The 15,212-nt window shown below is 44.2% G+C and carries 11 protein-coding genes; 10 read left to right on the forward strand and 1 reads right to left on the reverse strand.

All coding sequences use genetic code 11. From position 1 onward, the window contains the following. The first annotated feature begins 3 nt into the window (after positions 1–3). The 7 genes from ACL934_RS05895 (at position 4) to ACL934_RS05925 (ending at position 11,205) form a co-directional block, all read left to right on the forward strand. Positions 4–1,161 carry a hypothetical protein gene (locus ACL934_RS05895; RefSeq protein WP_374078752.1) on the forward strand — a complete coding sequence of 386 codons (1,158 nt, stop codon included), beginning with the start codon at positions 4–6 and terminating at the stop codon, positions 1,159–1,161. Continuing rightward, positions 1,158–1,865, forward strand: a complete 708-nt coding sequence (locus tag ACL934_RS05900) for an outer membrane beta-barrel domain-containing protein (protein WP_374078753.1) — start codon at positions 1,158–1,160, stop codon at positions 1,863–1,865. Before ACL934_RS05895 ends, ACL934_RS05900 begins: the two co-directional genes overlap by 4 nt. Next, positions 1,862–3,448, forward strand: coding sequence for a tetratricopeptide repeat protein (locus ACL934_RS05905; protein WP_374078755.1), 1,587 nt, complete (start codon positions 1,862–1,864; stop codon positions 3,446–3,448). Before ACL934_RS05900 ends, ACL934_RS05905 begins: the two co-directional genes overlap by 4 nt. A 2-nt stretch (positions 3,449–3,450) precedes the next feature. Beyond that, positions 3,451–4,467 carry a VWA domain-containing protein gene (locus tag ACL934_RS05910; RefSeq protein ID WP_374078757.1) on the forward strand — a complete coding sequence of 339 codons (1,017 nt, stop codon included), beginning with the start codon at positions 3,451–3,453 and terminating at the stop codon, positions 4,465–4,467. A 348-nt stretch (positions 4,468–4,815) separates the two neighbouring features. Continuing rightward, positions 4,816–7,530 carry a pyruvate, phosphate dikinase gene (ppdK, locus tag ACL934_RS05915; protein WP_374078759.1) on the forward strand — a complete coding sequence of 905 codons (2,715 nt, stop codon included), beginning with the start codon at positions 4,816–4,818 and terminating at the stop codon, positions 7,528–7,530. Positions 7,531–7,707: 177 nt separating this feature from the next. After that, positions 7,708–10,332, forward strand: coding sequence for an RCC1 domain-containing protein (locus ACL934_RS05920; protein WP_413613206.1), 2,625 nt, complete (start codon positions 7,708–7,710; stop codon positions 10,330–10,332). A gap of 72 nt (positions 10,333–10,404) precedes the next feature. After that, positions 10,405–11,205, forward strand: coding sequence for an alpha/beta hydrolase (locus ACL934_RS05925; RefSeq protein WP_413613207.1), 801 nt, complete (start codon positions 10,405–10,407; stop codon positions 11,203–11,205). 8 nt (positions 11,206–11,213) lie between these two features. Here ACL934_RS05925 and ACL934_RS05930 read toward each other — a convergent pair whose 3' ends face one another. Then, positions 11,214–12,173, reverse strand: a complete 960-nt coding sequence (locus ACL934_RS05930) for an HNH endonuclease (RefSeq protein WP_413613208.1) — start codon at positions 12,171–12,173, stop codon at positions 11,214–11,216. A 606-nt stretch (positions 12,174–12,779) separates the two neighbouring features. On the opposite strand from ACL934_RS05930, the gene ACL934_RS05935 reads away from it, so the two are divergent. The 3 genes from ACL934_RS05935 to ACL934_RS05945 all read left to right on the forward strand — a co-directional run bounded on the left by ACL934_RS05935 (position 12,780) and on the right by ACL934_RS05945 (position 15,173). Next, positions 12,780–13,409: a LysE/ArgO family amino acid transporter gene (locus ACL934_RS05935; RefSeq protein WP_413613209.1), complete on the forward strand. Its 630-nt coding sequence runs from the start codon at positions 12,780–12,782 to the stop codon at positions 13,407–13,409. 89 nt (positions 13,410–13,498) lie between these two features. Then, entirely contained in the window at positions 13,499–14,410 is a 912-nt protein-coding gene (locus ACL934_RS05940; protein WP_374078773.1) for an ABC transporter ATP-binding protein, read from the forward strand. Further along, the gene (locus ACL934_RS05945; RefSeq protein ID WP_413613210.1) at positions 14,403–15,173 is read left to right on the forward strand and encodes an ABC transporter permease; all 771 of its coding nucleotides are present in this window, start codon (positions 14,403–14,405) and stop codon (positions 15,171–15,173) included. Before ACL934_RS05940 ends, ACL934_RS05945 begins: the two co-directional genes overlap by 8 nt. Positions 15,174–15,212: the final 39 nt, after the last annotated feature.

Here is a 15,212-nt window from a genome sequence, read left to right on the forward strand (position 1 = left end):
AAAATGAAGGTATTGTTGGCTTTATTGACAAGCTTAATGTTTTTGACTGCTTGCGAATTGCAACAGGATCCAATCCAAGGTGCACCTGATCAGGTTCGCCAAGGTGTTCCGCCAACTGCGGGGAAACCAACACCTGCGAAGCCTCTTCCTAAAGAGGCTTTGCAAATCGATGCTCCAACATTGGTAAATGGTCGTGTGGGAGCTCCTTTGGAATTTAAAATCTTGGGTCGCGTGATGACTCCGGATGTTCCATTTAAAATCTATATCGACAACATGTCTGATTTCCCTGGTGCGACGTTTGACGACGCTACTGGTGATTTCAAATGGGTTCCGACAAAAGCACAAGTGGGCAGCTTCCCAAGCATGGAACTTCCATTGCGCATCACTTTGGCAACAGATGTAACGGCAAACAGCCCGACAATCTCTGTTGAAAAGAAGACGATCTCTTTGGTGATCCAAAATGCTTACTCTAAACCCATCGTGAATACGGTAACAGGTCCAACAACTGTGGTTGTCGGTTCTACTTACAATTTTGATTTCACGATGGAAGACGTCGATGCGATGAACGAAACAGACGCATCCTTGATGGTGAGAGATTGCACAACAAGTTACTACAGCGATTCGATCGCTCACTTGGTAGAGATCAAAAGCATCTCTGCTCATGCAACGACTCCGAACAACTATCAAGGCCGTGTGACTTTGGATTTGACGAAAGTCGGTATCTTGCCTTCGGGAACGTACTGCTTCGGTTTGGTAGCGGTATCTAAGCACGGCGTGGTTTCAGATCTTTATAAAAGAGAAATCATTGTCGAAGCGAAAATGAGAAGCACAAAAATGACGATGGAAATTGCGCCAGAAGTAAAAGTTGGCGAAAAAATCCAAATCGCATTTGCTATCTATGATCCTTCTAACAACGGTGTTTTGACAATGAAGTCTCAAGACGACATTGCGACAATCCTTCCAGGCAGCACATTGACTTGCAATCGCTCGTTCTCAACCAAGTTCCAGCTTGATTGCAGAGGTGTCGTTGATGCCACTGCGGCAACTGAAAAAGTTTACGAAGTAAACTTCGTCGTTGAAAACGCAGGCAGCAACGCTGTTCAAAAAGTAACAACGAACCATACTCTTCGCATTAACGTAAAAGCGGCGGTGACTCCATGAAATCATTAAGTTTAATTGTTGCACTTTTCTTGTCTTCAACAGCTTTCGCTCAAGTTGAGCAAGAGTTGGACTCTTTCGGTGGAAACGAAGCGCTTTACATGAAAGCCAAAGCTTTGAATCCGGAAGTTGAAAACGAAGTGGTTCAAAACCGTTTCTCTGAAAGAACAAACCGTTTTGAAATCGCACCAGAATTTTCTGGAGTTTTCGGTGGTGATGCTTACAACCGCACGACAAATGCGGGTGTGAACGTTCACTACCACATCAATCCAAGCTGGAGCGTAGGCGTGAAATACAACTACTCCTTCAACAATTTGACTCCGGAAGGGAAGTCAATGGTGGATAAAGCTTCTCAAGCAGCGGCTGAAAATCCAAAAGATCCAAACTACTTGTTCCCACAAGTGATCTATCCAAAGTCTGAAACTTTGGGTTTGGTGAACTGGTATCCAGTGGTTGGTAAATTGAGCTTCGGTAAATTGGGTGTTGCTCACTTCGATACTTACTTGATGGCGGGTTACGGATCTATCGAGCTTTCAAATGCATCAACTCCTGTCGCAACGATGGGTGTGGGTATGGGCTTCTGGATTAATAAGAACCTGACAACTCGTCTTGAGTACCGTGCACAACAGTACAAAGCAGAATACTACGATAAAACAGAAGAAATGCTTACAGGCGTTGGTTCTGTACAAATGGGTTGGATGTTATGATCTTAGTTAAATCAATAACAGTCGCTTCTTTACTTTTAGGAACTCAGGTGGCGTTTGCAGAAGACGACCTCATGAGCATCCTTGAAGGTAAAACAAGCCAAGCAGCAGCGCAGTTTGTAGAAAGCGAAGAGGTCGCGAAACTTAAAAAGGCCGTGAATCCTTCTTCTGCTGAACAAAATATCTTTTTCCAATTCCTGGTTGAAAAGAACTACGAAAAAGCTTTATTTCAATGGAGCTCAGCTTTCAACGGTTCTCCTTTCCAAGGAACAGAGACAGGAAAAGCTCTTGAAGCTTTCTTGAACTACAAAAATGGTTTGAAACTAACGGGTGTTGAAAGTCTTTTGGCGATTAAAGAGCCACAAAAAATTGACGCCACAGTGATCAGCCTTTGGAAAGAAAACTTGAATGACAAAGACCCTGTATGGGGTATGGCACAAGTAACTTGGAATCCATACTGGACAACAGTGTTCGGCGTGGGTGCTGAGATGGCCGTGATCATGCAGAAAAGCTATGTCACTGAAGACATCGCGGCTTTGACGGAGCTTATTAAAAAGACTCCGGTTGATTCCGTTGAACGCAATATCTTGCAATGGCAGTTGGTTTTGAACCTCGGTATTCGTGGGGACGCTGGTAAAGCCGCCCAAGTTCTAGCACACTTGATGAAAGCGAAGAACAATCCGATCGACAAAGACCTTATGACGATCACTGCGGGTCGTTTGTTGTACCAAAACGGTTTCTTGGATGCTTCTTTGAAATACTACGAGAAGATTTCTAAAAAATCTGATTACTGGTTCCAAGCACAAGAAGAGATGGCTTGGGCTTACATGAGAAAAGGTGAGCCACAAAATGCGATGGCGATCACAAAAACTCTGACTTACCCGCACTTCAAAGGTTGGGTCGGGATTGAGTCTTATCTTTTGGGCTCTTTCAGCAGCTTGAAAGTTTGTGACTACCCAGGTGTTTTGACGACGATGAAATCCATCAAAGCTCAATTCGGCGAGCACTTGATCGCCCTTGAGAAATTGAGTGCAGATCCTCATCAGCCAGCAGTGGCGAACTTGATGAAGGCTTTGTCAGCAGGCCCTGTTAGCACGGCGAAGTTGGGTAAAGACGCTCATCAGTTGCCAGCGGTGGCTTCTAAAGACGAAGTTTTGTCATTGCTAGTGAAAAGACACCAGTACTTGATGAAAGAATCTGAGATCGCAGAACAACTGTACTCTCGTTCTTTGACTTTCGGAAACTTGCAAGGCCACTTTGAAACTTTGAAAAACCAAGTGCAAACTCGCGCTCAAATGACTCAAGGTGCGGGCTATCAACGTGTTCAAGAGTTGGCGAAAGCGGAGCTTGAAGACTCAAAACAAGTTATGCAACGTCTAAGAATCGTGGAAGTTGAGATGATCCAACAAGTGGATTCAGCTTCTAAATTTTTGAAGCACGCCAATGCTTCAGAAGCAAAAATGGGTTCAACAGGTTCTGGCGCTAAATTCGCGATGAATTTTTCTAACGACAAAGAAATTTGGTTCGACGAACTTTCAAATTTCAAAGTTGATGTGAAAAAAGGTTGCGCGAAAGCGAAGGAGTAGGAATGAAGACTGTGACTAAAGCTCTCTCTTTCTTAATCGCTTTTTCCGTACTAGGTTGCGGGATTGAGTCGAGCAAGAATTTGATCGTTCCTAAGTCCGTGATTCCGAAAGAAGATTTTTCGGAAAAACCAAAAGACTTTGAGGCGTTCAATCCAAGAGTGGACATTCTTTTTGTGATCGACAGCTCTGGCAGTATGCAATCGGCGCAAAACAACTTGAGCCGCAATGCCTTCCAATTTGCTGATGCGATTTCAAAAGTGTCTATCCTTGATTATCATATCGGTGTTTTAACAACAGACATGGATGACTGCCGTGAGCATTGCGGTAAACTGGTTGGATATCCGACATTCTTGCAAAAAACCACTCCGGATTTTGTAGGCCTTCTCTCTCGCAGAATGCAGGTCGGTACTGATGGAAGTGCTTCGGAAGAAATGTTTGGTCCTGTTGTGTCTGCATTGAGTTCTCCGCTGGATACAACGGCCAACGCAGGTTTTTACCGTCAAGATGCTTTTTTGGCCGTGATTTTTATCACAGACGCGAAAGATCAATCTAAGTACAGCGCACAAGATCTTCTTCAGTTCTTGAAGAGCAAAAAAGTCGATCCAAACCGCGTTTTGGCTTATGGTGTGATCGTGACTCAGGCCGATGAAAAAGCGTGCCCGACGTCTGAAGATCTCGATGGTAAGCTTGAGGATTTCTTGGCATCGGTTGTTAACGGTGACAGAACTCAGAAGAACATTTTGAGTCTTTGCAATCCGGACTACGGTGTGAAGCTTGCTGAGTTCGCAAGAGACATCGTGAAAAGAACGGCGGGTCAGGTGAAATTGAGCCGTGTTCCGAACGAGAAAACAATCAAAGTTTCTTACGGCACACAAGAGATCCCGAACGATCCTATCAAAGGTTGGGTTTACCAACCATCGACAAACTCCATTCTTCTTGCTGAGGGCATTGAGTGGGTTGATCAAGGACCGAACGTAGGACTGAGCATCGACTTCGAAGTGATTGATATCAAAGACTAGTCGAAAATTGAAAAAACAAAATAGAAAAGGCTTCAAGGAAACTTGAAGCCTTTTTTGTTTTCAGAGCCTTTCAGGTGAATGCTGAATTTGTAGTCAAAAGAGCGAGTACGAATACGATCTTTTTCATGGTTTTCTCCTGAAAGTAGGGGGTGCCGAGCCCTTAATAAATCGTCTAAGTCCGCAGAAAATAAAGTGAATTTGAGCTCCCTTAGAATTCCCTTTTGTTCGAGCAGGGGCTCTATAACTCATCGCAAAGCATCGCCAAAAATATTCATTGATATTAAGCACTTAGCAGTGTTTTATACATACTAATTAGGACCACAATTTTACTTTTCTGGAGGGAGACTTATGCACCAGAACGTAAACACTGAAAGCAAATCCACTTCAACAACGCCGATCCCGCAGAAGTTTGTATACTTCTTTGCTGCGGGTGACACTGAAGGAAATGCAGGGATGAAGAACATCCTTGGCGGTAAAGGAGCCAATCTTGCAGAGATGACTTCTTTGGGAATTCCAGTTCCTCCAGGCTTTACGATCTCGACAGAGATCTGCACTCACTTCACTGAAGCTGGTGGCAAATTACCTGAATGGGTTCGCCCTTCAGTACTTGCTGCAATGGCAAAAGTGGAAGCAAAGATCGGTAAAAAATTTGGCGACGTGAACAATCCACTTCTCGTCTCTGTTCGCTCAGGGGCTCGCGCGTCTATGCCAGGTATGATGGATACTATTTTGAATCTTGGTTTGAATGACCAAACTGTGGAGGGCTTGGCGAAGTCTTCAAACAACCCGCGTTTTGCGTGGGACTCTTATCGCCGTTTCATCCAAATGTACTCTGACGTTGTGATGGGTATGAACTCTTCACTTCTTGAAGTGACATTAGAAGATTTGAAAGAAGAAAAACACTACAAACTCGACACGGATATGACGGTCGATGATTTGAAAGTGCTTGTTAAAAAATTCAAAGACCTTGTTCATCAAATGACAGGTCAATCTTTCCCGGCGGATCCTTGGGAACAATTGTGGGGCGCAGTTTCTGCGGTCTTCCGTTCCTGGAATACTCCTCGTGCAATCACTTACCGTGAACTTCATAGCATCCCTGCAAGTTGGGGGACCGCGGTGAACGTTCAATCCATGGTTTTCGGAAACATGGGTGATGATTCTGCAACGGGCGTGGCATTTACAAGAAATCCTTCTACAGGTGAAAAAGCCTTCTTCGGTGAGTTCTTGATCAATGCGCAAGGTGAAGACGTTGTTGCGGGTATCCGTACTCCACAACCCATCACAAAAGTGGCAGCAGCGGCCGCGGGTGTGAAGTCTTTGGAAGAAGCTCTTCCACAAGCTTACAACCAACTTGTTGAAATCTACAAAAAACTAGAAGCGCACTATCGCGATATGCAAGACATCGAGTTCACAATCGAACGTGGCGTTTTGTGGATGCTGCAAACTCGTAACGGAAAAAGAACGGCAGCAGCGGCATTGAAAATTGCTTGCGATATGATCGACGAAAAGTTGATCTCTGAAGATGAAGCTATCTTGCGTCTCGAGCCACAAGCTTTGGATCAGCTTCTTCATCCGACACTCGATCCTAAAGCACAGAAAACAGTTCTTGCTAAAGGTTTACCGGCATCCCCAGGCGGTGTGAACGGTCAAATCGTTTTCACATCTGAAGAAGCTGTTGAGTGGAAAGAGCAGGGCAAAAAAGTTATTCTTGTTCGTATCGAAACATCTCCTGAAGACATTGCAGGTATGGTGGCAGCTCAAGGTATCTTCACAACTCGTGGTGGTATGACATCTCACGCGGCGGTTGTTGCCCGTGGTATGGGTAAATGCTGTGTGGCTGGTTGCGGAGAAGTTGAAGTCGACTACCGCACTGAGACTATGAAAGTGAAAGGCTACGTTCTGAAGAAGGGCGATGTGATCACTTTGGATGGTTCTACAGGTGAAGTTTTCTTGGGTGAAGTAAAAACGATTGAGCCAAAATTGGAAGGCACTTTCGAGCGCATCATGAAAATCGCGGATCGCGTTCGTAAATTGAAAGTTCGCACAAATGCTGACACTCCAAAAGACGCGCAAACAGCGCGCAACTTCGGAGCTGAAGGTATTGGTCTTTGCCGTACGGAGCACATGTTCTTCGGTGCGGATCGTATTGATGCTGTCCGTGAAATGATCATCGCGGATAACAAGACAGAGCGTGAAAGAGCTTTGGCGAAGCTTCTTCCAATGCAAAGAGATGACTTCTATCAACTCTTCAAGATCATGGACGGCTTGCCAGTGACAATTCGTTTGTTGGATCCTCCTTTGCACGAGTTCGTTCCTCACACAGACGAAGAGACAAAAGAATTGGCGAAACGTTTGGGCACAGACTTTGATCGTTTGCGTTCAAAAGTAAAAGCCTTGCATGAGTTCAATCCGATGTTGGGCCACCGTGGTTGCCGTTTGGCTGTCACATACCCAGAGATCTATGTGATGCAAGTGCGTGCGATTGCAGAAGCAGCGGCCCAACTTGTTTCTGAAGGCAAAAAACTTGTTCCAGAAATCATGATTCCACTTGTGGCGACAGATAAGGAATTGGATTTCTTGCGTGTTCTTTCCATCAATGAAGTGAAGAAGGTTCAGGCAGAGAAAAACGTGAAATTCGATTACCTTGTGGGAACAATGATCGAACTTCCTCGCGCAGCGATCACAGCAGACGCTATTGCTGAGCACGCGGATTTCTTTAGCTTCGGTACGAACGATTTGACTCAAACGACTTTGGGATTGTCTCGTGACGACTCGGGCCGTTTCTTGGGTTCTTACGTGTCTTCTGGCATCTTGCCAAAAGATCCGTTCATGTCCATTGATCAAGTGGGCGTAGGCGCTCTTGTAAGAATGGGAACGGACCTTGGCCGTCGCACGAAACCTGACCTTAAAGTCGGCGTTTGCGGTGAGCACGGCGGAGATCCAGAATCTATCGAGTTCTTCCACCGTGTAGGACTTGATTACGTGTCTTGCTCTCCATTCCGCGTACCTATCGCGCGTTTGGCAGCAGCTCGTGCGGCATTGCTGGGTAAAAAACTTCATTAAGTCGAAACTACCAAGACAATTTGAAAAGCCACATCGCCAAACCGATGTGGCTTTTTTATTATTAAATCTCGAGTCTCGTGGATCAAAGTAGGGAATGTTCTTTGCGAGAGAGCGCTCTTTGTTGAGGCATTAAAGGTAACCTAAATAATCTTTTTAAAACAGCCGATATAATACTCGATGAAAATCACTTACTTCGGCACTTTCTTGTTTAGCGTTTTATTGATTTGTCCAGGCTGTTTTGTTGACGTTCATTTAGAGAATCAATTGGCCGGCGACCTGGGTAAATTCGTAATTATATCTCGTTCTGAGACAACATCTGCTGCAAACAAAATTCCATACGTTGAATTCGAAGTAAGCTTTTCAGAGGATATAAAAAGAAACACTCTCGAAACCAGCGATTTTGAGAATATCAACTCTGGAACTCCCGTGGTCTGGGATCTTGAGGAGACTGCGGAATCAAAAAAATTCATACTCAAAGGATATGTCCATGGGGAAGTGGGGGAGTTAAGCCCTCGATTGCGGGAGAATTCCTTTGAGTGGAATGACGGAGTTATCAGCGAAATTGCTTACTCGGGTGATGTGGCGCAAGTTTCAGCAACTTATGATTCCAATAAAGTGGCTTTAGGGTACGTTCATGGCTGCCGAGTTGATTCGCTTGGCGACGTCTATTGTTGGGGGGAAAACCACAGTGGCGCTGCGGGGCCGAGACCTGCGGGTTTTGATGTGTTTCGCCAACAAAGAATAACTACAAGTTCTATTCCCGGCAGTAAAAAATTTTTGGACATTTCGGCAACGGAAGAAAGTATTACTATCGGGAGAACTGCCGATAGAAAAATCTATCAATGGGGTTCTGATTTCTCTGGCGCAGGTTTTCCGGCAAGTCAGGCGGATGTTCCAGTGGAGTTAGATCTCTCAGCCCTTAATGTCGGAGAGTTTCCGATCAGTCACGACGTCGGTTCTTGGAGCACAAATCTATGTATTACCACCAATCAGGGAAGGGTTCTCTGTTCGGGGAGAAATGTTAACGGTGAAATCGGTGATGGAACAAATACGAATGCGGCCGTACCTACACTCATTAAGGTGGACCATATTTCACCGTCTCCTTATTTTGTACAAGCGAACATCGGGGATGGTGTTGCCTGTGCTTTGACTCGAGAAGGTAAGGCTTACTGTTGGGGGATGTTTGGAAATGTTACTGACGACGTGACGGCATCGCCATCTAATATTCCTATTGCTGTAAATACTTCGAACTTTTTGTCTGAGGAGCGTTTTACAAGTCTTCACGTGGGAGCGGGAAGCACAGTTTGTGGCCTAACGACAAAGGAACGTATTTTGTGTTGGGGGGAAAACAGTGACGGAGAGATGGGAAATGGAACCACAAATGTCAGTTATAATCCTACACCCATGGACCTGTCTGGACTGCTATCAGATGAACATCCTGTGCTTGTGCATAGCTATTATAACCGGTCTTGTTTCACGACGAATAAATACAATCTTTATTGTGTGGGGAGCAATTGGAATGGTTCGTTGGGGGTTGGAAATGAGACCGACAGCTTGACTCCGATGAAAGTGGATTTTTCTGAATACGGTGCGCAGCAGATTGTAGCGATGAACGGGCACGAGGAAACCATGTGCGCCATCACAGCCAATGATGAGACATATTGTTGGGGAGGATCATATTATGGGCTGGTTGGAACTTTCGACAATGGAGCGCTGAACGAAATTGATACCAGCGATCTTGCGTTCGGGGTCTACTTTACCCAAGTCTCCGAAAGTTACAACCATGCGTGCGCTATTGACAACTTTAAGAAATTGTATTGCTGGGGAGGGAATGCCAAAGGAGCCTTAGGCACGGGTGATAAAGTGAACCGAGAAAAACCTGTTCTTGTGAATACAACAACTGTCGCGGGTTCGACGAATTTTATATCGGTTGTTGTAGGGGGAGCTACGACTTGTGCGGTAGCAGAAGACAATGAAGCCTATTGTTGGGGGAGCGGTTTTCTAGGAAATGGCCCTGCCGGTCAAAGCGATCTTCCTGTGCAAGTTAGTAAAACGAATCTTCCTGGAGGCGTCGGTTTAAAAAAAATCGCCGTATCTTCCTCGGGACCGGGAACATTCATGGCGCTGGGGACTGATAACAAACTGTACTGTTGGGGAAGTCCATCTTCCTATTTCTGCAATAGCGCAAGCAATGAAGAGATTCCGATTTTAAAAAGTTCGTCAGCTTTCTTAGATATTGATGCAATAGGAAATCAGATTGTGGCTATTCAAAGCGATTTTAGCATTCAATATTCGGGGGTGTTTCCCGAACCGGGTAATGGCTATGTCAATTCGAGTTTGCAAACAGCCAGCTCTTCATTTGCGCATTCTGGTACGTTGACATCTATTCAGGCAGGCGGGTGTGTTTTAGACTCTGCCGGGGCGCTAGGATGTTGGGGCGCGGGAGGTGTGGCATCGTCTACGGTATCCAATTTTTCTTTTAGTTCTCTATCTGGATCACAGGTCGTATTACAACACCGAGCGGATTATAGCAGTTGGGACTTGGGATGCGCGATCATGGCTGATTCTAAAGTAGCTTGCTGGGGCAATGCAAAGCAGGGGTTCAATGGAGTCAGTGGCGGTGTGATTGGGCCGACATACGTTGATACGTCCTCCGTGGTTGCGGGCTTTACTCCGGCGACCCTTGAAGTGCGCAGTAATGTGTTAATAGCGACTCAGCAAGGAAAGCTTTATTGTATGGGACGTTGCAATTTTGGTATACCTCAGTATAAACCTAAAAAAATTCTGTCTCCGGCTCAGTGAATCACTGCCCTTTGACAAAAACTGCACCAAAACGGTGTGGCTTATTCTATAGTCTTTATGCCATGATTTCTTATGGAATTTATTCTCAGCCTTCTTCGAATTGTCATTGCAGTTGCTGTCATCGTCTTGGTGGGAGTTTTCTTTTTTCAAGAGCATCTTATCTTTTTTCCCACGAAGCTTTCGAACGACTATCAATTTAAGTTCAAAAATCCATCTGAAGAAAAAGTTGTTACAATCGGAAATAAGGAAGTTCACAGCCTCTATTTCGAGGCTCCTAGTGCTCCAGGAGTTATTTTATATTTTCACGGCAATGGCGGTGCCCTCGACAGTTGGGGAGACCTTGCCAGTGAATTTATCGATAAAACAGGATGGAGCATTTGGATGGTGGACTATCCTGGTTACGGAAAAAGCACGGGCAGTATTAGATCCGAGGCGCAACTCCATGATATGGCGTCAGCAATTTTCGCAGAAATTAAAAAACTTCCCGCACAGAAAAAAGTGATCATTTACGGAAGATCTTTAGGTTCAGGAATCGCAGCAAGACTGGCGTCAGAGAGTTCTGTTGACGGACTTATTCTTGAAACGCCCTACTATAGCGGAAAAGAGCTGGCAAAAATAATGTTCCCTTTCGCGCCAACATTTTTAGTTCGCTATAAATTTCCATCAAATGAATGGGTTAAGAACGTAAAAAGCCCCGTCCTCGTCGTGCACGGTACGGAAGATCAAGTCATACCTTACGAACAAGGTCAGCGCCTTTTCGAAGAAATTAAAGCGTCAAAACGGTTTCTAAAAATCGAAGGTGGAAGTCACAACGACCTTCCGGAGTACGACGAATACTGGAATGGCGTAAAGAAATTTTTAGACGGATTGTAGGGAAGCAACTACGGTAGATGCACTTTTTTCGTGATTGAACTAAGACCACCGCTTCGCTGAAGCTCCAGGCGTTTTGCTTCAGACAGATTGTGCGTGCGACAGAGGATTCTTAAGTTTTTGGTGTCGTTAGATCCACCAAGTGCTAAAGGATGTATGTGATCCACTTGCAGTTGAAAATTTGATGTGCACGTAATTCCTGTGGTTTTATCTACGTATTCACAATGGTAATGTGCTTTATTCAATAATAGTCGTTTGGTTTTTATTGAAATATAAGCTCGTCCTTTTCGAGGCGAATTTACGTTCCGCACCTTCGCTTCGGTGAAGCTTTGAGTCATCGGTTTGATGGCTTTTCCCATTTTTTCTTTTTTAAAACGACCTGCCAGAAACGAAATCACTTCAGCCCAGGATCCGTCTGGACATGAATGAGAAGAAAGATTTTTTACTTCTTCCAAAAGTTCATATTGTTCTTTAGTAAGGGTGACTTCCAGTCTTACGGAATCATCTTTTTGAGGCTTGAGGCATTCGTGAGTTTGAATAGGACGATCAAATTCAATGGCGAGAACTTTCTCCGTTTCAAAAGTAGTTTTCCCTTCAATCTTACCGATCAGATTCTCTGTTGTTTCTGATGTCGGCAAGAATCCCGTTTTACGCTCTTCTTCTTTTAAGCACTTTTGCACTTGAGTAAGTTGTGAAAGATTCAAAGATCCATCTTCAATTTTTTCGGCAATCGAAGGTAACTGTTTAAAGACCCTTGCCGATTGCAATCGGCGATAGGCTGCTGATTCCGAATAGCCCAAACCTTTCGTAAGATAAGAAAACATCCCATCGAATCCAATTTCCGCATAAAGACGGCGGGATTCAAATTCTACGATGTGAAGTAAAATTAAATGAGTAATTTTTCGCTCTGTACGAACCAACTTTTCCATGCGTTCACAAAGTTCTGTATTCGAAATTTTAGAAAAATCCATATAGCCTCCGAAATTGAAGGAACTATAACACGGATTTTTCTGTCTCGAATTTGCGGTTTTTGTTATCGCGATAGAAGTTTTGAAAAGTGTCTTAACGACTTCATAAAGTCGCTAAAAGGCATGCTGTTAAAAGATTTTCCTTTTTCTAAGAGCGACCGCGAATAAAAATAGATTGTTTAAAATTATGCAGGGTTAGAAAGTCGAAAACAACCAGCAAGAAATAAATTATTACATTTCAAAATAACTCAGAGCTTCAGCGAAACGACAATCGAAACTCTCATTATTTGAGTTAAACGAAATATCTATAATTAAAAACGAAAAACTGATTGCGGTTTTGTCCGGCCAGGGAAACGGCAGATGGTCATTGCGATGTGCTCTGCTGGATATCCAGAAAGTTCTACTTCGTAAAATAAGTCACCAAGATCGCAAAGACCATCGTTGTAAAAAGAATTTTAAAAGCGATTTCGCCGTTAGAAGTTTTCGATTTATGTTCAAGTTCAGTTTTCTTGTATTGCATAGACAGTCTCCTGCTTGCAAAAGTAAATCTTTTGACCTCAAAGTGGCGTAAAATGAAGACAGTCTTGAATGAAAAAGATATAAAAGAGCATGGGTTCTTACTTTATTCAGGGATTTATTCTGCAAGCCAGTCTTATTTTTGCGTTGGGCGCGCAGAACATCTTTGTCCTTGAATCGGGTCTGCGTAGAAACAGTCCGGTATTAGTAGCTTTGGTTTGTACCGTGTGTGACCTCCTTTTGATTCTTTTGGGAGTCGTTGGCGCAGCAAGTATCTTTATTCAATTTCCTTTGATCAAAATTATTTTTGGAGTTCTTGGTGTCGTTTTCCTTTTGTATTATGGCTATCAAAAGCTTCGCGAGGATGTGTCGCCCATCACTATCACTTCTAAAGATCAAAACAAGGTTGCGAAGAAAACAATCGTCTTGCAGGCGTTGGCCTTTAGTCTTCTAAATCCCCATGTTTACTTAGACACAGTTGTTCTAATCGGTGGAGTCTCCGCAAAATTTCCGGAACTCTCTTCGCGACTGGTGTTCGCGGCGGGAGCTTCCAGCTTTTCGGCATTATGGTTTTTCTCCCTCGGGCTCGGCTCCGCAAGGGTAGGGCCCTTTCTGCAATCGCCATCACGTCTGCGTAAAGTGATGATCGTCGCAGGAATTATTCTGATATTAATTGGTGTTCAATTGGCCCGCGAAGTTTACTCCTGGTGGGGAGCTCTCTAGAATCCACATTGCAAAAAAAATTTGTGCATTAATTTTTCCGTTTTAGAATATACTCGTTACCAGCATCTTTTAAAAAGTGGACGTGAACTGTGATTGTTGCGAAATCTTTAGTTAAATCATTTGGTGAATTCAACGCTGTGGATGGGCTGGATCTTGAAATCAAGCAAGGGGATTGCTTTGGTCTGCTTGGTCCCAATGGCGCCGGGAAATCTACTTTTATCAGTATGACTTACGGAACTGTACAAAGAACGTCAGGTTCTCTGACTGTTTTTGGTCATGACCCGCAAAAACAAAGTCGAGATATTAAAAAACGTCTTGGCGTGGTCACGCAAGAGAATGCTTTGGACGAGAGTCTCACAGTTCTTGAAAACATGATGATCTATTGCGCCTTTATCGGTATTCCGAAAAACGAAAGAAAAAAGCGCGTTGAAGATCTTTTGGAATACATGAACTTATCGCACAAAAGGGATGATCGCATTCAGGCCCTCTCTGGGGGAATGAAAAGACGTCTTGTTTTTGTGCGCGCTCTTTTGGGTCAGCCGGAACTTTTAATTCTCGACGAGCCGACGACAGGATTAGACCCTGCGGTTCGCCATCTTCTTTGGGGGAAGGTGAAAGAGCTTCATCAAAAAGGCACAACGATTGTTTTAACAACTCACTACATGCATGAAGCTGAAGTGCTTTGCAATAAGCTCGTGATTTTGAATAAGGGAAAAGTTGTTGCCGAGGGAACTCCGCAGGCCATGATTTCTAAGAACACACCAGGGTACGTGGCGATCTTTGGTTTGAACGATCGAGAAAAAATCGGAACGCTGATTCATCGTCGTGAGGATCTTTATCGTTATGAAGATACGTCCGGCGTGTATATCAGAGCCACGATGTTAAATGATTTAATCACCTTCCACACGGATCACGGTTTAACGCCTTTGCAAATCAGACCGTCGAATCTTGAAGATGTCTTTTTAAAGTTAACAGGACAGGAGCTTTCTTCCGATGCTTGAGTCAATTCGTCTGTACTTTCACATCACGCACCGAAACTGGATCGTTTATAAAAAAGATCTTATCGCAAATATTTCGCCAACGGTGGCAGACCCTGCACTGATCTTAGTGTCATTGGGATTGGGTTTAGGGTCTTTTCTGACTGATGTTGAAGGAATGAGCTACATGCAATTCCTAGCGCCGGGTTTGACAGTGGCCACGGCTCTTTTCACTTCATTCTTTGAAAGCAGTTACGGGTTTTACGTTCGTATGACTTTTGAAAATGTTTTTAAGGCCATGCTCACGACACCCATCGGAGTGCAAGAAGTGGTGTTTGGCGAATTGATTTGGGTGGGACTTAAAGGTGCGGTGATGGCCGTGGGAGTTGCCATCGTTTTGGCGCTCTTTGGTTTGATGGTGAATCCGTGGTTGATCCCCGCTCTATCTATTGTTGGATTGTTGGTGGCGATTCCCTGCGGAGCTATGGGGCTTTTAGCAACAGCTTTGGTTCGCAATATTAATCAGTTTCAAACAGTGTATTCGTTTATTATTGCGCCTCTTTATTTCTTATCGGGAATTTTCTTTCCGATTGATTCAATGTCTCAACCCGTGCGTATTGTGGCGGAGTTTTTTCCGCTTATCCATGGTGTGCGTTTGGCGCAGGCTCTTTTCTGGGAGCGGGGGATTGCAGAAGCCTTCTTATATAGTGGAAGCATTTTAGTTATCCAAAGCCTCATCTTGTGTGCTTGGGCTTATATTAAGATTCGCAAGAAGCTTGTCAGCTAAGTCTCCTTCGAGATGACTCTTTAAATAGTAAAGAAAATA

The organism is Bdellovibrio sp. HCB-110 (assembly GCF_047323225.1).
In the GTDB taxonomy this organism is placed as follows: Bacteria; Bdellovibrionota; Bdellovibrionia; order Bdellovibrionales; family Bdellovibrionaceae; genus Bdellovibrio.

What these genes read in the sequence shown, in the direction of transcription:
- ACL934_RS05895 (WP_374078752.1), top strand. Translation starts at nt 4, where the DNA reads ATGAAGGTATTGTTGGCTTTATTGACAAGCTTAATGTTTTTGACTGCT.
- ACL934_RS05900 (WP_374078753.1), top strand. Translation starts at nt 1,158, where the DNA reads ATGAAATCATTAAGTTTAATTGTTGCACTTTTCTTGTCTTCAACAGCT.
- ACL934_RS05905 (WP_374078755.1), top strand. Translation starts at nt 1,862, where the DNA reads ATGATCTTAGTTAAATCAATAACAGTCGCTTCTTTACTTTTAGGAACT.
- ACL934_RS05910 (WP_374078757.1), top strand. Translation starts at nt 3,451, where the DNA reads ATGAAGACTGTGACTAAAGCTCTCTCTTTCTTAATCGCTTTTTCCGTA.
- ppdK (WP_374078759.1), top strand. Translation starts at nt 4,816, where the DNA reads ATGCACCAGAACGTAAACACTGAAAGCAAATCCACTTCAACAACGCCG.
- ACL934_RS05920 (WP_413613206.1), top strand. Translation starts at nt 7,708, where the DNA reads ATGAAAATCACTTACTTCGGCACTTTCTTGTTTAGCGTTTTATTGATT.
- ACL934_RS05925 (WP_413613207.1), top strand. Translation starts at nt 10,405, where the DNA reads ATGGAATTTATTCTCAGCCTTCTTCGAATTGTCATTGCAGTTGCTGTC.
- ACL934_RS05930 (WP_413613208.1), bottom strand. Translation starts at nt 12,173, where the DNA reads ATGGATTTTTCTAAAATTTCGAATACAGAACTTTGTGAACGCATGGAA.
- ACL934_RS05935 (WP_413613209.1), top strand. Translation starts at nt 12,780, where the DNA reads ATGGGTTCTTACTTTATTCAGGGATTTATTCTGCAAGCCAGTCTTATT.
- ACL934_RS05945 (WP_413613210.1), top strand. Translation starts at nt 14,403, where the DNA reads ATGCTTGAGTCAATTCGTCTGTACTTTCACATCACGCACCGAAACTGG.